This window comes from Kaistia algarum, assembly GCF_026343945.1.
Taxonomy (GTDB): domain Bacteria; phylum Pseudomonadota; class Alphaproteobacteria; order Rhizobiales; family Kaistiaceae; genus Kaistia; species Kaistia algarum.
In genome coordinates this window covers 842,730-858,545 of the sequence record NZ_JAPKNJ010000002.1, presented here as the reverse complement: position 1 = coordinate 858,545, position 15,816 = coordinate 842,730, and the positions used below count along the sequence as shown (strand labels likewise).

Below are 15,816 nucleotides of genomic sequence, written 5' to 3'. Positions count from 1 at the left end.
GATAGTGAAGGATTGAGCCATGACCAACATACTTTTCGTGACGTCGAGCCCGCGCGGCGCGGCGTCGCATTCGAGCCGTGTCGCGGAACAGGTGGTCGAGAGGCTCCAGGCGGCGGCGCCGGGTTCGATGGTTGTGCGTCGGGACCTCAATCGCGAGCCGCTGCCGCATCTGGGCGAGACCCTGCTCGGTGCGTTCTTCAGTTCGCCGGACGCGCATTCGGAAGAACAACGCGATCTGGTGGCGCTCTCCGACAAGCTGGTCGACGAGGTATTCGCCGCTGACGTGATCGTCATTGCCGCGGCGATGATCAACTTCACCATACCCTCGACGCTGAAGACCTGGCTCGACTACATCGCGCGGTCGGGCAAGACGTTCCACTATGGCGAGAAGGGTCCGGAGGGCCTGGTGAAGGGCAAGCATGTCATTCTGGTCGAAGCGAAGGGCGGCATCTATTCCGAAGGGCCGATGAAAATCCACGACTACCAGCAGCCCTATCTGCGCTTCATCCTCGGCTTCATGGGCATGACCGACGTCGAAGTGGTCGGCGTCGAGGGCGTCGCCTTCGGTCCGGAAGCGGCCGAAAAGTCGCTTGCCGCCGCCGGCATCCGGGCGGACGAGGCGGCGCGCATGGTCCACGAGGCGCGCGCGGCGGCCTGAATTCAGGAACGGTAGATTGAAAAAAGGCCCGCAGCGTTCGTTGGAACGATGCGGGCCTTTTCCGTTTAGCGTCTTGGGTCGGCGGCTTACGAAGCCGGGGACTATGGCTTCTCCGACTTGACGTCGAGCGAGATCAGGTTCGGCAGGCTGCGCGGATCGTTCTCCGCGGCGGCCAATATCGCCAGGACGGGAACCGGCGTCGCCGGGGCGGCCGTCAGCGTCATCGTTCCGGGAGTGCGGATGAAGGCCTGCAGCGCCGGAGCGAGCTTCTGCTGGAAGGTCGGGTTCTTCAGAACCAGCATCAGCGACAGGGGAACAGCGCCGGCTATATCATCGCGAAATTTTTCCGGCGTCTGGTTCTTCTTCTTGGCTTCCATCGCGATGGCCCGGTCGACGACCGAACTATCCTTCACCACGACCTTGCCACGCGAGAACAGCAGGCTGGTCAGGGCGGTTTCGGCGGCCATCGGATTCTCGATGGTGGCGCGCGTCAGTCCGGTGAGGGCCACGTCGGCGGTGATCGAGCCGACATCCTTGATGGCGAGCTTGAAGTCCTCGAGATTGAGGCTCTGGTCAGCCTCGCGCCAGTTCACCTTGAAGCCATAGTCGGCCTGCAGGCGGTCATAGCCGAGCCCTTCCAGCATCTTGCGCGCCTTCGGATCGTCGACCAGCGAGAGGTCGAGATCAAGGCCGCGCAGATCGAGCGCAAGCTTGGTCGGCACCGGGCCGATATAATCGGTGAGATCGAAACGGGCGCGGTCGACCGCGCCGAGCTTCTTGCCTGCCTGGACGAGGTCGAGATTGATGGCCTCGCCATAGCCGAGCGTCGGGATGAGCGGCAGCGGATCGACTTCGCTTCCGGCCTCGTCGGCCTGGATCGCGGCGATGATCTTGTCCATCGACGGGAAACGGAAGCCGCCGATCGCAAGCCGTTCGGCTCCGAATGACCCCTTGTCCTGCACCGAGACGTCGAGATCGCCGATGCCGATCTCTCCGAGCCCCTCGCTGGACAGATCGTTGATATGGAAATCACCGAGATGGAACCGGTCGATCTCCGGCGCTACGACATCGAGGTCGGTCAAGCGCAGCGCGCCGAAGCCGAACGCGTTGAAGAGGCTCGGCAGATTGTCCAGGATGAGCTTCTGGACCTTCTCCTCCTCCATATTGGGGTTGGCGATGAGCTCGTCCAGGACCAGCGCTGCCGGGAAGGACCGCGGCGGCTGGCGCACCTTAACGTTCTCGACCTCATAAGCGCCAATCCGCACTTCGCCGCCCGGGATGGTGATGCTCCAATTGCGGAGCGACTCGAGGGCGATCGCGATGCGCCATTTCCCGTCACCAACGCCACCGACGTAGCGATCGGGATCGATGACCGAAAGGAGGGCGTCGAGATCATAACCGCGCACTTCCATGGATTCGATGCGCATCTTCACGAGACCGTCCGGCGAAGGTGTTTCCTGCGCCATCGGACCGACGGTCATCTTCTCCACCAGGCCATTCTTGAAGCCGTCGGACTGATAGGACTCGATCGTCGAATGCGTCTTTTCGCCCTGCATCTCCGTGTCATAGACGATATTGCGAGCCTCCATCGGGCCGACGGAAGCCTTCATCGCCGTGGCCATCACCCGGATCCAGGAAGCGACAGGCGTCGCCGGGTCGATGACGATACCGGCGAAACTGGGCACGGACGCGTCCTTGTACGAAATCGATCCGAACCGGACATCCAGACGAATCGGGGTGTCGACGACGTCGGTGCCGGTATCGGTAGCCGGAGCCTTGGCTGGCGGCGCCCCCGATGCGAGCGCACGGGCATCCTGCACGCGCAATTCGCTGAACGAAAACGCGCCGTCCGGCTGCTGGCTGAACCCCTTGAGGTCGATCCGGTCGAAGGTGACCTCTAGCTTGCCGCCAGGAACGATCGTCACATTCTCCGTGCGAATGCTGAGGTTGCGCACCGTCGCCGTCTGCGTCGCGGCGTCATAGCTGAGTTCGCCGAAGCCGGCGACCCAGTTGGGCGAGGCATCGATGGTCGATACGAGGCTACGGATCGCGGTTTCCACCGGCTCTTCCGCGAAGGCGGGAATAGCCGAAACAAACACCACGCTTCCAACAAGGGCGGCGGCGCAACGGCGCCGGAGGGAGGGGATCATGTCTCTACATTCCTCGGCATCGATGACGGAAGGCGCTGGGTCGGGCCGGCAGCATCGGCGGTAGAGCGACCTCGGCAAGGGTAACCTGAGGTCGCAGGGGACAGTCAAGCCGGGACGGCCGGTTTACCGGCGGCCGTCCCGTGATTGTCTTAGTTGTTGGCGGAGACGCCGACGCCGAGCAGCGAGATGACCCCGTTCGGGTTCACCATTGCGGCCTTGCTCACATCCATCAGCAGCACCGGAGCCGTCGGGGCAAACTTGATGCTGAGCGACTTCGGGTCCTTCAGGAAGGCCGAGACCGCATCGGAAACCTGGGTCTTGAAGGCCTCGTCGGTGATGTTGACCTGGCTGAAGGCGAGCGGCAGGAAGCCGGGAACCATCGCGACGAGATCCTCGCGCTTGGCGCCGAGCTGCTTGGCCTGCATGTCGAGCAGACGGTTGGTAAGGCCGGCATCGTCATAACGGATCGACGCCACTTCGAGCGTCGCGGTCGGGGCGAGTTCCTTGAGCTGGTCGGCGTTCTGCAGCTTCTCGCGCGGCAGGCCGCCGAAGGTGCCGCCGATGGCGAGCTTGCCAATGTCCTTGCCGTCGACCGTGATGCCGTTGATCGTCAGCGCGTTCTTGGCGCTGTCATAGCCGCCATCGACCCCGATATTCAGCAGCAGGCTGTCATAACCGAGATCGGTGAGCGTGCTGGCGCCCTGGCCGGCCGATTTCAGGACGCTGCCCGGAACATTGATGCCGGAGATGGCGAGCTTGCCGTCGTTCGGAGCGCCGTCAATGACGTTGCCGAGATCAAACGTGACCGAATCGACCGTTACCGGGTCGGGCGCTGACTTGTTGACGACGCTGATCCCCGCGATCTCGAAATGGGAGAACGGGGTGATCTTGGCAGTGGAATGCATTTCGCTCGGGTCGGGAACGATGGCGTCGTTCGAAATGCCGGTCTTCCAGGAAATCGTCTGGTCGCCGTCAACCACCTTGCCCGCGTCGAAAGCGATGCTCTTCGCGGTGAATCCGCCAGGCGTGCGCTCAACCGGGCTTGCGATGACGACCGAGGGAACCGTCGCCTCGGAACCTTCGTTGCTGATCTTCAGATTGGTGATGACCACGTCATCGCCATTCGCCGCAGCCGAGTCGAAGCTGGCCTTGGTGCCGCCCTTCGCCTGGAGGGAGGCGACGACGCTATTGGCGATCTTGGTGGCATCAGGGGCAGCGAAGGCCGTCGTCGACAGCAGAAGCGTCGATATGAGCATAAGGCCGCGGGCGCCGGAAAGCGAAACTCTCATCATGTCCTCCGAGGAACGATTGGGCGTCGGCAGCGCCGAAGCATCGGGGCGGCATTCTGTCGTGAGTTCATGGCGAGAGCAAGAACGGCGCAGGCGACATGTGACGGTGGTCACCCGGCAGCCGGCAGCGTGCGTGTTTGCAATTTCCCCGCCGCCCGCCTAGTTGTCGGTTCGGGAATGGGGTCTCCCGAGTTTTCAAATCGAGAACTGAACCGCCGGTACCGGCTGATGGCTCCTGCGACGCTGCCCGGACAGGGCGCGCGGCAGGAATCCGTCCGGTGTCCGGCTGCGATCCAATCACTGACCGGACCTTGTTCATCGGCCGCGGCCGGCAAGGAGGCTCCATGCTATTTGCTGCTATCGTCTTCATCGGCGCCGGGATCGGCGGCGTCATCCGCTACGGCGTCAGCCTTGCCGCGATCCGGCTGCTCGGCGAGGCCTTTCCGTTCGGCACCTTCGCGATCAATGTCGTCGGCTCGTTCGTCATGGGCGCCGTTGCCGCCGCCTTCATCGCGAAGATCGGCTTTTTTGGCATGCCGGCATGGCGGCTTTTCCTGACGACGGGCGTCCTCGGCGGGTTCACGACCTTCTCCGCCTTCTCGCTCGATGCGGCCTATCTCTGGGAGCGGGATGAGTTCGTTCTGATGGCGCTTTATGTCGGCGGATCGGTCCTCGTTTCGCTGATTGCCGTCTTTGCCGGACTTTTTCTCGTCAGAAGCCTCGCCGGATGATATGAGCCGCGTTTGGCATCAGGACGGAGCGGGATGGCGAGCGTCGTCACCAAGACAGTAGGACCCGACGAGGCGGATATGCGCCTCGATCGCTGGTTCAAGCAGCATTATCCGGGTCTTTCCTTCGGACATTTGCAGAAGCTCGTCCGCTCGGGCCAGGTGCGCGTCGATGGCGGCCGCGCCAAGACCAGCGACCGCGTGTCGCCGGGGCAATTGGTCCGCATCCCGCCGCTCGGTGTCGATGAGGCCGGCGGCTCGCCGCATGTGGCAAGGCCGGCCGGGGCGCGCGGCAGCGATGCCGATGCGCTCATGGCGATGCTGCTCTATGAGGACGATCACGTCTACGTCTTCAACAAGCCGTGGGGCCTGGCCGTCCAGGGCGGCTCTGGCCTCTCCACCCATGTCGACGCCATGCTGGAGGCGCTTCGCGATCCCAAGGGCCAGAAGCCGCGGCTGGTGCACCGGCTCGATCGCGAGACGAGCGGCGTGCTCGTCGTGGCCCGCACGCGCCTTGCCGCGTCACGGCTCGCCGCAAGCTTTCGCGCCCGCACGACCAAGAAAGTCTACTGGGCTCTGGTGAAGGGTGTCCCGCGTCCGCCGCAAGGCCGCGTCTCGACCTGGCTGGCACGCGAGGAAAGCAGCGAGAAGATGAAGATCGCCCGTCATGGCGAGGACGATGCGAGCCATGCTGTCTCGCTATATTCGGTTGTCGACAATGCCGGCCCTAATTTTTCCTGGCTGACCATGCGCCCCGTGACCGGCCGCACGCACCAGCTTCGCGCTCACGCGGCCCATATCGGCCATCCGATCCTCGGCGATTCGAAGTATTTCGAGGCCGATTCCAACTGGGATTTCCCCGGCGGCATGCAGAACAAGCTGCATCTTCATGCGCGGCGGATCATCATCCCCCATCCTTCGGGCAAGGGAACGCTCGATGTGACCGCGCCGCTTTCGCCACACATGCTGCAGAGCTGGAACCTGCTCGGCTTTGATTCCGACCTGGGCGAGACCGGCGCGCCGGACGAAGAATGAGCGGGCTCTTCGACGATAGCGCCGGCGATGCGCCGCGCGATCCCATCCGCACGCCCTCGGATCGCCGGGTGCTGCCGAAGCGGTTCTATGAGCGCGCCGACTACGCCGCCGAGGGTGATGCTCTTGTCGTGCGCCTCGACGGTAAGATGGTTCGCACGCCCGGCAAGAACCTGCTGAAGGTCAATCGCGAGCCGATCGCCGCGGAAGTGGCGGCCGAATGGGCGGCTCAGGGCGAATTCATCGATCCGGCGACCATGCCGCTGACGCGACTGGTGAATTCGGCGATCGACGGTGTTGCGGCCAATCAGGAGCCGGTGCGAGCCGAGATCGTCAGCTATGCCGGCAGCGATTTGCTTTGCTACCGCGCGCCCGGACCGGTGCGGCTGGTCGAGCGCCAGGACGAGATCTGGACGCCGCTGATCGAATGGATGCATGAGCGCTTCGGCGCGCGCTTCCTGCTCGCCGAAGGGATCGTCCATGTCGAGCAATTCCCGGAAACACTGGCAGCTGTCGATGCCGCGCTGGGAGATCCCGACCCGCTGGCGCTCGCCGCGCTGAGCACTGTCAATTCGCTGACCGGCTCCGCCATCCTGACGCTGGCGCTGCTCCACGGCCGCCTGACGGCCGAGGAAGTTTGGGCCGCCGCCCATGTCGACGAGGATTTCGAACTCGAACTCTGGGGCGACGATAAGGAAGCCGCCGCGCGCCGCGAAGCGCGCTGGCGGGAGATGCAGGCAGCGGCGCTGATCCTGCGGTCTTGAGCGGCTACTGCTCGGGCGCCGCCTGCTTGGCGAGCGTGCCATAGGCGACGATCGGCTTGCCGTCATGCTGGCCGACCCAGCCCCAGATATAGCCGTCGCCTGCCTTGATCAGCGTCACATTGCCGTCGATGCAGCCCTTGCCCGTCGCAGCGTCGACCCCGCCACGGGTGATGGTCTCGACATAGAAGCTGGTGTCGCCCTTGGTGCCGACCTTGGTCAGCTTGCCTCCGCAGGACTGGTCGGGATAATCCGTCTCGATCGTCTTGCCGGCGAACTTGATCGCCATCTTGTAGCCGCCGGAATGGCCGACCTGCATGAAGCTGCCGGCCCAGATGCCGTCGGCGGCGCCCATCTTCACCTTCTTCTTCGCCGGCTTGGCTGGAGCGGGCGCTGCCGCCGCGTCGTCGGCGGCTGCGGCCGGCGCGGCGTCGGCCGGTGGAGGCGCGGCGTCTTCGGCCAGCGCGGCCGACCCGTACCCGGCGATGGCGGACGCAAGCAGCGCGCCGCCGATCCAATGCGAGAATTTCATGTCGATACCTCTCGTGGCATCGCCCCCCGGCGAGCGAGCCTTGCTACCATAGAGCGTGGGGACCTCCGAGCCCGTCGTGGCTCGGCCCCGGCGCGAATTCGCGCCCGCAAGCTTGGCGCTTCTATGGCGGCGGTCCGCCTGCTAAATCTCGGGGCCTCGATTTCAGGTTCTGCGGAGGAAGCGTCCTTGAAGCACATTCTGGCGGAGCTCGAAGAGCGGCGGGCCGAAGCGCGCCTCGGCGGCGGCGAGAAGCGCATCGCGGCCCAGCACGCGAAATCGAAGCTGACCGCCCGCGAGCGCCTGGAGGTCCTGCTTGACGAGGGTTCCTTCGAGGAGTTCGGCATGTTCGTCGAGCACCGCGCCACCGATTTCGGCATGGAGAAGTCCAAGATCGCGGGCGACGGGGTGGTCACGGGATGGGGCACGGTCAATGGCCGGACCGTCTTCGTCTTCGCCAAGGATTTCACGGTGTTCGGTGGCTCGCTCTCCGAGGCGCATGCCGAGAAGATCACGAAGATCCAGGACATGGCGCTGAAGAACCGCGCCCCGATCATCGGCCTGTTCGATGCCGGCGGCGCCCGCATCCAGGAAGGCGTCGCGGCGCTTGGCGGCTATGGCGAAGTGTTCCAGAGGAACGTGCTCGCCTCGGGCGTCATCCCGCAGATCTCCGTGATCATGGGCCCCTGCGCCGGTGGCGACGTCTATTCGCCGGCCATGACCGACTTCATCTTCATGGTCCGCCATTCGAGCTACATGTTCGTCACCGGCCCCGATGTCGTGAAGACCGTCACCAACGAGACGGTGACGGCCGAGGAACTCGGCGGCGCCAGCGTCCATACCGCGCGCTCCTCGATCGCCGACGGCGCCTATGACAATGACATCGAGACGCTGACCGAGATGCGCCGGCTCGTCGATTTCCTGCCCATGAACAATCGCGCCGAGATCCCGGCGATCGAGACGAGCGACCCGGCGGATCGGCTGGAAATGTCGCTCGATACGCTCATTCCGGATAATCCCAACAAGCCCTACGACATCAAGGAGCTGATCGGAAAGACCGTCGACGAGGGCGATTTCTTCGAAATCCAGGCAGCGTTCGCCAGGAACATCGTCACCGGCTTCGGCCGCATCGAGGGCCGTACGATCGGCATCGTCGCCAACCAGCCCATGGTGCTGGCCGGCGTGCTCGACAGCGACGCCTCGCGCAAGGCGGCGCGCTTCGTGCGCTTCTGCGACGCGTTCGGCATCCCGATCGTCACCTTCGTCGATGTTCCGGGCTTTCTTCCCGGCACGGCGCAGGAATATGGCGGCCTCATCAAGCACGGCGCCAAGCTGCTCTTCGCCTATGGCGAGGCGACCGTGCCGAAGGTCACCATCATCACCCGCAAGGCCTATGGCGGCGCCTATGACGTCATGGCCTCGAAGCATTTGCGCGGCGACGTCAACTATGCCTGGCCCTCGGCCCAGATCGCCGTGATGGGCGCCAAGGGCGCGGTCGAAATCATCTTCCGCGCCTCCAACGGCGACAAGGACCAGCTCGCCGCCCGCACCAAGGAATACGAAGACCGCTTCCTCTCCCCCTTCGTCGCCGCCGAACGCGGCTATATCGACGAAGTGATCATGCCCCACTCGACGAGGAAGCGCATCGCGAGGGCGCTAAGGCTGCTCCGCAACAAGGAGCTGGAGAACCCCTGGAAGAAGCACGACAATATTCCGTTGTGAGCGGATGAGCCGGCGTATCTACCTACCGGCTGGTGGCTGACCCTTCGCGACCGACAATTGCGCGGCGAAGGCGCGCTGATAGGCGGGGCGGGCTTCGCCGCGTGCGACATAGGCGGCAATGCTTGGAAATTCGTCCAGCAGTCCGGACCGCCGGAGCCGCAGCAGCACCGACACCATCAGGAGATCGCCAGCACTGAACGCGCCGTCGAGCCAGCCGGCCTTGCCGAGCCGGGCCGCGAGTTCGTGCAGGCGGCTGCGGATGCGATCCTCGACCAAGGGCAGGCGCTGTGCCGTCCAGGCCTCGTTTCTTTCCGAAATCTTGGCGGTGACGAGTTCCAGGATCGGCGGCTCGACCGTGCTTAGCGCCGCGAACATCCAGGTGATCGCGCGCGCCCGCGCATCCGCGCCGTCCGGCAGCAGCCCGGCATGGCGCTCCGCGATATGAAACACGATCGCCCCGGACTCGAACAGGACGAGATCGCCTTCCTCATAGGTTGGAATCTGCCCGAAAGGATGTAGCGCGCGATGCGCCGGCTCCTTCATCGCGGCGAAGGAAACCAGACGAACCGCATAGGGCTGGCCAACTTCCTCGAACGCCCAGCGAACCCGCGTATCCCGCGCCAACCCCCGCCCGCCATCAGGCGATCGTTCGAAGGCAGTGATGGTAGGCATCATGGGATCAGGCATAGGGAAGCCTCGGTTCGGATGGCGGGCCGACAAGGGTGTGCGAACCTCCAGAAGAAGCACGATAATATTCAATTGTGGGAGTAGCTATCTGAAAGCTCGGTGACGGCTAGGTCCGTAGCCTCGGTGCCGTCAGGTCGCTATCGCTGATAGTTAAGTTGTTGCTTCGTCCAGCAATTTGGCGAGAAGGCTGACGAACGCAATAAATTCAAGCGCCCGCTCTGGTTCGTCTTGAATGAAGCCATGGGCTCGCGGATTGCGAAGCCCCGAGACCGCCCCAGAGAACAGTTGCATGAAGCCTTTTTGCTCGTCTTTGTCCGATTGGTCCACGAGAGCGTTGAATTTCAGCACCGGGTTGGAAAGACTGAACGCACGCTCCATGAGTGAGGTGCCGTCCTGCTCCAACTGGCTTCTCAGTCGGACCAGACCGTTGAGCGCTTTGACCGCTGCTTCGACTGCGTTGGCGTAGTGGCCATCTTTATACAGTCTCGACGCCGCTCGAGCAATTTCCGGATGCAGTTCGAGGCCTTCATAAGCCCGCAAGACGCCCGCTTGCATAACTCCGTCACTAGCACCGCTCAAGGTCTCAGTGAAAAGTTCAATGAGCGTTTGCAGTGTTGTGATTGCACTGCCGATCCTTTTGCGGACTTTGTCCAAATTTCCAAGAAGGGAAGTGTCCATCCCTGGATAGTAGCCGCCGAAGGTGGGCTGAAACGTATCCACAGAATTTTCAAAGAATTCTATCGTATTATCGCCAAATATGTCACGAAGACTAGTGTTGAACTTCATACATAAGCTATCAAGAATATGAGCGCCAGTTTCTTCATCGAGTTGCCCTATATTCACCGCTTTCAATTCACTAAGACGCTTCTCGAGTCTTGGGAGCGCGGCTTGCATTTGGACAGGAGACAACTGTGCAGGCTGTCGCGCGGGGTCTCGCGACTTCTTCATTAAATTTGTCCTCTCCGCCGGGCCTTCGTACCGTGTGACCGGTTGCCTTGGTGGGGGACATCGGGTGGCGAATCCCAATCGACCGCATAGTCGACAATCAGCTCGTGCAACAGCTCTTCCGCCGACTTGCCTTGCCTTTCAGCGAAGGCCAGAAACCGTTTCCAGAGGGCATCATCGATACCCGTGACCAGCAATTCCGCCATTGAAGTTCGATCCGCGCGAATTTCTCAAATAAGCATAGCACGAGTTGTGACCGCTGCCGACGGTCGGACACGTGCGTCGTCGTGAGGAATGGTGTCATTGCCGGGCTTGACCCGGCAATCCAGTCTTTCTTCTGGCGCCCGCGCCGGTTTCCGTCGAATGTCAAGAACAAGTCTGGATTGCCGGGTCAAGCCCGGCAATGACAGGTTGGGAGGTTCGGGCGCGGGCTATATTCGCTGTCTTCGAGGTGCTGGTCGGGGTGGGGATCTATGGCCCGTCGATAAACGCCACCAGCTCCTTGTTATACGTCGCCGGGTCCTGCCAGTGCGCGAAGTGGCTGAGGTTCGGCAGGATCAGCAGTTTGGCGCCGGGGACCAGCTTGGCGAGCTCTTCCGTGTGTTCCGGCTTGATGCCTTCGTCATATTGGCCGTCGGCGATGACGGTCGGCGTCGTGATCTTGGCAAGCTGGTCGGGCTTGTAGTCGGGCTGGCTGTACCAGAGCGCCACCAGCGCGTTGACGAAGGCATCGTAGTCCTTGGGCGTCGGCGAGATCTTTTCGTAGTCCTTGCCGGCCTTCTCGATATAGGCGCCGAAGACCGGGTCCTTGTCGACGTTCGGCTTGACGCCGGAGACGTTGTAGTTGGCGCCGAAGGCCCAGAGCTTCGAGAGCCGCTCGGGGTGGTTGATGGCGATGTCGAGGCCGGTGATGCCGCCGTCGCTCCAGCCGACCAGCGCCACCTTGTCGATCTTCAGATGATCGAGCACGGCGAGCGCGTCGGACGCGAACAGGTCGTAGCTGAACGGCTTGTCGCCCTTGGTTGAGCGGCCATGGCCGCGCGTGTCGATGACGATCACCTCGTGCTTGTCGGTGAGCGCCGGCACCTGGTTGCCCCAATAATCGGAATTGCCGAGGCCGCCATGCAGGAGCAGCACGGGCGAACCCTTGCCTTCGCCGAAAGTCGCGTACCAGATCTTGGCGCCGTCAACGTCGAGCGTCCCGGTTTGGTCCGGCTTCGGCAGCGGCTTGGGATCGGGCAGGGTCTTCCACACTTCTTCGCCGAAGGCCGGCGCGGTAGCCGCCGCGACGCTCGCGACGATGCCGATGGCCAGCGCGGCGAGGCCCGCGCGCCAGCTTCGGGTCAGGATATGCATGCTCATCGTGTCACCTCATCCCCATCGGTCCGGCCGATCCGGCCCCGAGGGACAGCCTACGACCGCCATCGCGGCTTGCAAGGTGAACCGTTCCAATGCGCTGGCCCAGCGGGGACCAATCTTCCTCGAAGGAGCAACCGGGGAGGGGGCGTTCAGCCGGCCGTGTCGTCGGCCCAGCGGCGCACGTCCTGCCGCTCCGTGTCGGGGAGGCGATCGAGCAGCGTCTCGATGGTGGTGCCGCCGATCATGAGACCGGGCGCGATCTCCGCCAGCGGCACCAGGACGAAGGCGCGCTCCGCCATGCGCGGATGCGGCACGATCAGGCCCGGCTCGTCGATCGTCTCGCGCCCATAGAGCAGCAGGTCGATGTCGAGCGTGCGCGGCCCCCAGCGCACCAGCCGCTCCCTGCCATGGCGCTTCTCGATGGCGAGGCATAGGTCGAGCAGGGCGCGGGCCGAAAGCGTCGTCTCGATGGCGACGCAGGCATTGAGATAGGGACCCTGCGGCACGGGCCCCCAGGGCGGCGTCTCGTAGAGCGAGGAGACATGCGTGACGCGGACGCCTTCGGCGGTGCGAAGATCGTCGGTGGCGGCGGCGAGCGTCGCCGCTCGGTCGCCGAGATTGCCGCCGAGCCCGAGAAAGGCTTCGCTCACGCGCGGCCCCGCTCGATCTCGACGGCGACGAGGCCGGTTGCGATCGGGATCGGCGCGCCCGGCTTCTCGACGCGGACGGTGATCCGTTCGACGAGCGGGAATCGCTCGAGGATCGTGCCAGCGATGGCGTCGGCGAGCGCTTCGATCAGCTTGAAGCGGCGCTGCGTCACGATTGCCTCGGTCGTCGCGACCACCTCGCCATAATGGACGGAATCCTCCATCGCGTCGCTCGTTCCGGCCTTTGAAAGGTCGAGCTCCAGCACCAGCGACACGATGAAGCGCTGGCCGAGCGCTTCTTCCTCCGGATGGAGGCCGTGATGGGCGAAGAAGCGCAGATCGCTGATGAGAATTCGGTCGGTCATGGGGTTTCTTGCGGTCAGGGGAGGGCGCGGGACGCAAGGATCGCATCGGTGAGCGCGAGCGCTTCGCGATGCGCGGCGACGTCATGGACGCGGACGATGGCCGCCCCGCGCTCGGCGGCGATGACGTTGGTTGCGATGGTGCCGAAGATGCGGTCCTTCGGCTCGCGGCCGGTGAGCGTGCCGATGAAGCGTTTGCGCGACGTGCCGATCACGATCGGGAAGCCGAGCGCGACGAGCGTGTCGAGCCGGTCGAGGATGAGGAGGTTCTCGTCCACGTCCTTGCCGAAGCCGATGCCTGGATCGAGCAGGATGCGGTGATCGGGAATGCCAGCGGCGCGGGCCATGGTGATCGAGCGATCGAAGAAGCGCTTCAGCGCGTCGAGGATGGACGCGGTGCCGTAGCGCGCATCCTTCTCCCAGTGGCCGGCGATGACCGCAGCGTCATGGGCCGCCGCGACGCGCGCGATCTCTGGCTCGCGCTGCAGGCCCCAGACGTCATTGACGATCCGCGCGCCGGCGATAAGAGCCGCGTCGGCGACGGCCGCCTTGTAAGTATCGATCGAGACCAGCGCGCCCGGCTCGGCGCCGAGCTTGGCGATGACGTCGAGCACACGGGCGGTCTCCGTCGCCGCGTCGACCTCGGCCGCACCCGGCCGGGTCGATTCGCCGCCGATGTCGATGATGTCGGCGCCCTCGGCCAGCATGGCACGTCCGCGCGCCACGGCGGCGTTGGCCTCCGCATGGTCGCCGCCGTCGGAGAAGCTGTCCGGCGTGACGTTCAAGATGCCCATGATCAGCGTGCGGCCGCCGGCCGCGCGCGCGAGATGGTCGATGTCGAGATTGGCCAAGGCGTCGTCCGATTCGGTCGGGGGGATTGACGGCGCTTAGAGCACCGAGAACACCTGACCGGTCAATGCGCCTTCGACGCTCTTCGAGAAGGCGAGCGCCGCGCGGGCGGCCGGCACCGGCTCGTGGCCACGGAAGAACGGGGCATAGCCGCCCATGGATTCGAGCAGCACGCCGGGGCTGACCGAATTGATGCGCAGTCCGCGCGGCAGCTCGATCGCCGCCGCCTTGACGAAGGAATCGACGGCGCCGTTCACCATGGAGGCGGAGGAACCCTTGCGGATTGGGTCATGCGCCAGCACGCCGGTGGTCAGCGTGAACGAGCCGCCATCGGTCACGAAGTCCTTGCCGATCAGCACGAGATTGACCTGGCCCATCAGCTTGTCGGCGATGCCGATCGCATAGTCCTCCGCGGTCATCTCGGGGAGCGGCGCGAACTTGACCTTGCCGGCGGCGCTGATCACGGCATCACAGGTGCCGACCTGTTCGAAGGCGGCGCGGATCGAGGCGGGGTCGCGGATATCGATCTGGACGTCGCCGGTGCGGCCGGCACGGATGATGTCATGGCGAGCGCCGAGTTCGGCGGCAACGGCAGTGCCGAGGACGCCGGAGGCGCCGACAAGCAGGATCTTCATGGAACTTCCTGTGCGAGGAGGGGGCGTGGAGGGCGAGTGACCGGGATCATAGCCGATCGGAGCGTTGGGGCTAGTGTTCGTGCCGAGCCGGTCGGAGCGCCGCCAGGACGCCCCCGCTCATGAGGAGACCCAGCCATGTCGATGAAGCCCTATCTGCCCTTCTTTGCCGTTGCCGTCCTGCTCGCGGGCTTTGGCGAGGCGCGCGCGGCCTGCTTCGAGGCGATCGGCTGCACCGACAGCCAGAAGATGTCGCTTGCCAACCTGCGCACGCTGTCCTGCGACACGCTCTGGACCGCGCGCAACACGATCTACTACGAGAACGGCTATTGCTTCCGCACCGCTCGCGGCCAGGCGAACTTCTCGAATGATGGCTGCACGACCAGCAATCAGGCGGCTATTCGCCTCAACAGCTATGAGCGCGCCAACGTCCAGGCGATCACGAAGGTCGAGCGGGAGAAGGCGTGCCGCTGACATCGTTCGGTCTCGGCGCCGGCTTCGGCGGAATATCGGCATCCGGCCCGTCGAGGAAATCGACCATCGCCTTGTTGAAGGCGACAGGGTCCTGCATCAGCCCGGCATGGCCGACCTTCGGCAGGATAACGAGTTTCGCGCCGGGAATGAGCTTCGCCATCTCGCGCGTATGCTGCGGCTTGATCGCCTCCTCGCGCTCGCCATCGGCGATCACGGTCGGGATGCGGATCGAGCGGAGCTGCGCCGGGGTGAAGTTCGGCTCGGTCTCCCACATCTCGTTGACCTCGCGTACCGTCTCGGCGTGCTCATCCATCATCTCGACAGCGCTGGCCTGCAATGGTGCCAGCATGTCGGGGAGGGGGGACGGCGTCAGCCCGTCGACGTCATAGTTGGCGCCATAAGCGAAGAGCTTGCTGATGCGCTCGGGATGATGGATGGCGATATCGAGGCCGATGATGCCGCCATCGCTCCAGCCGACGATGGCCGCCTTCTGGATCTTCAGATGATCCATGAGCGCCAGAACGTCCGAAGACATGATGTCGTAGCCGATCGGTGCCGAGGAACGGGTACTGCGGCCCTGGCCGCGGCTGTCGGCGAGGATCACCATGTGCTTGGCGACGAGCGCGGGGATCTGGTTGCGCCAGTCGCGCGACGATCCGAGCCCGCCATGCAGCAGGATGACCGGCGATCCGCCATGCGGGTTGAAGATCGCGTACCACATCTTAATGCCGTTCAGATTGGCATAGCCGCTGCGGTCGGGCTTCTTGAAGAAGCCGGGCTCGTGGACCACGGGCCCGACATAGGCCAGCCATACCGCGGTGAGGCTCGCCGCCACCATGGCAACAAGCGCCGTCGCGAGGCGGTCGATCGGGGTCGTCCATTGAAAGAAGCGCATGCGGTCGAATCCGCCCGAGGAAGCGACAAGACGAACTTGGATCGGTTGCGCCTCCAGGGCAAGGGACGAGCCGAAACGCCGCAGCCCGCCAACCGCT

18 protein-coding genes and 1 riboswitch are annotated in these 15,816 nt (G+C 64.3%); of the genes, 6 read left to right on the top strand and 12 right to left on the bottom strand.

Annotated features, from left to right (window positions below):
* The first annotated feature begins 19 nt into the window (after positions 1–19).
* Positions 20–658, top strand: coding sequence for an FMN-dependent NADH-azoreductase (locus tag OSH05_RS17260; protein ID WP_104221151.1), 639 nt, complete (start codon positions 20–22; stop codon positions 656–658).
* Positions 659–759: 101 nt separating this feature from the next.
* On the opposite strand, the gene OSH05_RS17255 is transcribed toward OSH05_RS17260, so the two are convergent.
* Both OSH05_RS17255 and OSH05_RS17250 read right to left on the bottom strand, forming a co-directional pair.
* Positions 760–2,808, bottom strand: a complete 2,049-nt coding sequence (locus OSH05_RS17255; protein ID WP_104221152.1) for a hypothetical protein — start codon at positions 2,806–2,808, stop codon at positions 760–762.
* A gap of 149 nt (positions 2,809–2,957) precedes the next feature.
* Positions 2,958–4,100 (bottom strand): hypothetical protein, encoded by a 1,143-nt coding sequence (locus OSH05_RS17250; protein WP_133163164.1) that lies wholly within the window; start codon positions 4,098–4,100, stop codon positions 2,958–2,960.
* 161 nt (positions 4,101–4,261) lie between these two features.
* Positions 4,262–4,342: riboswitch (Fluoride riboswitch) on the top strand.
* Between the two features lie 99 nt (positions 4,343–4,441).
* Here OSH05_RS17250 and crcB point away from each other — a divergent pair.
* The 3 genes from crcB to OSH05_RS17235 are packed head-to-tail and all read left to right on the top strand — an operon-like array spanning position 4,442 to position 6,621.
* A complete protein-coding gene (gene crcB, locus OSH05_RS17245; protein ID WP_104221171.1) occupies positions 4,442–4,828 on the top strand; it encodes a fluoride efflux transporter CrcB in 387 nt (128 codons plus the stop codon).
* A gap of 33 nt (positions 4,829–4,861) precedes the next feature.
* Entirely contained in the window at positions 4,862–5,860 is a 999-nt protein-coding gene (locus OSH05_RS17240; RefSeq protein ID WP_104221154.1) for an RluA family pseudouridine synthase, read from the top strand.
* Positions 5,857–6,621 carry an ATP12 family chaperone protein gene (locus OSH05_RS17235; protein ID WP_104221155.1) on the top strand — a complete coding sequence of 255 codons (765 nt, stop codon included), beginning with the start codon at positions 5,857–5,859 and terminating at the stop codon, positions 6,619–6,621. Before OSH05_RS17240 ends, OSH05_RS17235 begins: the two co-directional genes overlap by 4 nt.
* Before the next feature lie 4 nt (positions 6,622–6,625).
* Here OSH05_RS17235 and OSH05_RS17230 read toward each other — a convergent pair whose 3' ends face one another.
* On the bottom strand, positions 6,626–7,150 hold the full coding sequence (locus OSH05_RS17230; protein ID WP_104221156.1) for a hypothetical protein: 525 nt from the start codon (positions 7,148–7,150) through the stop codon (positions 6,626–6,628).
* Between the two features lie 186 nt (positions 7,151–7,336).
* Between OSH05_RS17230 and OSH05_RS17225 the strand changes: the two genes are divergently transcribed.
* Positions 7,337–8,869, top strand: a complete 1,533-nt coding sequence (locus OSH05_RS17225; protein WP_104221157.1) for an acyl-CoA carboxylase subunit beta — start codon at positions 7,337–7,339, stop codon at positions 8,867–8,869.
* An 18-nt stretch (positions 8,870–8,887) separates the two neighbouring features.
* Here the strand turns inward: OSH05_RS17225 and OSH05_RS17220 are convergent, their stop codons facing one another.
* The 8 genes from OSH05_RS17220 to OSH05_RS17185 all read right to left on the bottom strand — a co-directional run bounded on the left by OSH05_RS17220 (position 8,888) and on the right by OSH05_RS17185 (position 14,353).
* Positions 8,888–9,544, bottom strand: coding sequence for a glutathione S-transferase family protein (locus OSH05_RS17220; RefSeq protein WP_104221172.1), 657 nt, complete (start codon positions 9,542–9,544; stop codon positions 8,888–8,890).
* A gap of 162 nt (positions 9,545–9,706) precedes the next feature.
* Positions 9,707–10,504 carry a TIGR02391 family protein gene (locus OSH05_RS17215; protein ID WP_104221158.1) on the bottom strand — a complete coding sequence of 266 codons (798 nt, stop codon included), beginning with the start codon at positions 10,502–10,504 and terminating at the stop codon, positions 9,707–9,709.
* A complete protein-coding gene (locus OSH05_RS17210; protein WP_104221159.1) occupies positions 10,504–10,707 on the bottom strand; it encodes a hypothetical protein in 204 nt (67 codons plus the stop codon). Before OSH05_RS17210 ends, OSH05_RS17215 begins: the two co-directional genes overlap by 1 nt.
* Positions 10,708–10,972: 265 nt before the next feature.
* On the bottom strand, positions 10,973–11,863 hold the full coding sequence (locus OSH05_RS17205; RefSeq protein WP_266352660.1) for an alpha/beta fold hydrolase: 891 nt from the start codon (positions 11,861–11,863) through the stop codon (positions 10,973–10,975).
* Positions 11,864–12,009: 146 nt separating this feature from the next.
* The gene (gene folK / locus OSH05_RS17200; RefSeq protein ID WP_104221160.1) at positions 12,010–12,510 is read right to left on the bottom strand and encodes a 2-amino-4-hydroxy-6-hydroxymethyldihydropteridine diphosphokinase; all 501 of its coding nucleotides are present in this window, start codon (positions 12,508–12,510) and stop codon (positions 12,010–12,012) included.
* On the bottom strand, positions 12,507–12,872 hold the full coding sequence (gene folB / locus OSH05_RS17195; protein WP_104221161.1) for a dihydroneopterin aldolase: 366 nt from the start codon (positions 12,870–12,872) through the stop codon (positions 12,507–12,509). The genes folK and folB overlap by 4 nt, the downstream gene beginning before the upstream one ends.
* Before the next feature lie 14 nt (positions 12,873–12,886).
* On the bottom strand, positions 12,887–13,747 hold the full coding sequence (gene folP / locus OSH05_RS17190) for a dihydropteroate synthase (RefSeq protein WP_407660412.1): 861 nt from the start codon (positions 13,745–13,747) through the stop codon (positions 12,887–12,889).
* A 9-nt stretch (positions 13,748–13,756) separates the two neighbouring features.
* The gene (locus tag OSH05_RS17185) at positions 13,757–14,353 is read right to left on the bottom strand and encodes a short chain dehydrogenase (protein WP_104221162.1); all 597 of its coding nucleotides are present in this window, start codon (positions 14,351–14,353) and stop codon (positions 13,757–13,759) included.
* Between the two features lie 135 nt (positions 14,354–14,488).
* On the opposite strand from OSH05_RS17185, the gene OSH05_RS17180 reads away from it, so the two are divergent.
* A complete protein-coding gene (locus tag OSH05_RS17180; protein WP_104221163.1) occupies positions 14,489–14,824 on the top strand; it encodes a YARHG domain-containing protein in 336 nt (111 codons plus the stop codon).
* On the opposite strand, the gene OSH05_RS17175 is transcribed toward OSH05_RS17180, so the two are convergent.
* Positions 14,790–15,719, bottom strand: a complete 930-nt coding sequence (locus OSH05_RS17175; RefSeq protein WP_104221164.1) for an alpha/beta fold hydrolase — start codon at positions 15,717–15,719, stop codon at positions 14,790–14,792. The two genes, OSH05_RS17180 and OSH05_RS17175, sit on opposite strands and share 35 nt — an antisense overlap.
* Positions 15,720–15,816: the final 97 nt, after the last annotated feature.

Coding starts and splice junctions, on each gene's coding strand:
- OSH05_RS17260 (WP_104221151.1), top strand. CDS start 20: ATGACCAACATACTTTTCGTGACGTCGAGCCCGCGCGGCGCGGCGTCG.
- OSH05_RS17255 (WP_104221152.1), bottom strand. CDS start 2,808: ATGATCCCCTCCCTCCGGCGCCGTTGCGCCGCCGCCCTTGTTGGAAGC.
- OSH05_RS17250 (WP_133163164.1), bottom strand. CDS start 4,100: ATGATGAGAGTTTCGCTTTCCGGCGCCCGCGGCCTTATGCTCATATCG.
- crcB (WP_104221171.1), top strand. CDS start 4,442: ATGCTATTTGCTGCTATCGTCTTCATCGGCGCCGGGATCGGCGGCGTC.
- OSH05_RS17240 (WP_104221154.1), top strand. CDS start 4,862: ATGGCGAGCGTCGTCACCAAGACAGTAGGACCCGACGAGGCGGATATG.
- OSH05_RS17235 (WP_104221155.1), top strand. CDS start 5,857: ATGAGCGGGCTCTTCGACGATAGCGCCGGCGATGCGCCGCGCGATCCC.
- OSH05_RS17230 (WP_104221156.1), bottom strand. CDS start 7,150: ATGAAATTCTCGCATTGGATCGGCGGCGCGCTGCTTGCGTCCGCCATC.
- OSH05_RS17220 (WP_104221172.1), bottom strand. CDS start 9,544: ATGATGCCTACCATCACTGCCTTCGAACGATCGCCTGATGGCGGGCGG.
- OSH05_RS17215 (WP_104221158.1), bottom strand. CDS start 10,504: ATGAAGAAGTCGCGAGACCCCGCGCGACAGCCTGCACAGTTGTCTCCT.
- OSH05_RS17210 (WP_104221159.1), bottom strand. CDS start 10,707: ATGGCGGAATTGCTGGTCACGGGTATCGATGATGCCCTCTGGAAACGG.
- OSH05_RS17205 (WP_266352660.1), bottom strand. CDS start 11,863: ATGAGCATGCATATCCTGACCCGAAGCTGGCGCGCGGGCCTCGCCGCG.
- folB (WP_104221161.1), bottom strand. CDS start 12,872: ATGACCGACCGAATTCTCATCAGCGATCTGCGCTTCTTCGCCCATCAC.
- OSH05_RS17185 (WP_104221162.1), bottom strand. CDS start 14,353: ATGAAGATCCTGCTTGTCGGCGCCTCCGGCGTCCTCGGCACTGCCGTT.
- OSH05_RS17180 (WP_104221163.1), top strand. CDS start 14,489: ATGTCGATGAAGCCCTATCTGCCCTTCTTTGCCGTTGCCGTCCTGCTC.
- OSH05_RS17175 (WP_104221164.1), bottom strand. CDS start 15,719: ATGCGCTTCTTTCAATGGACGACCCCGATCGACCGCCTCGCGACGGCG.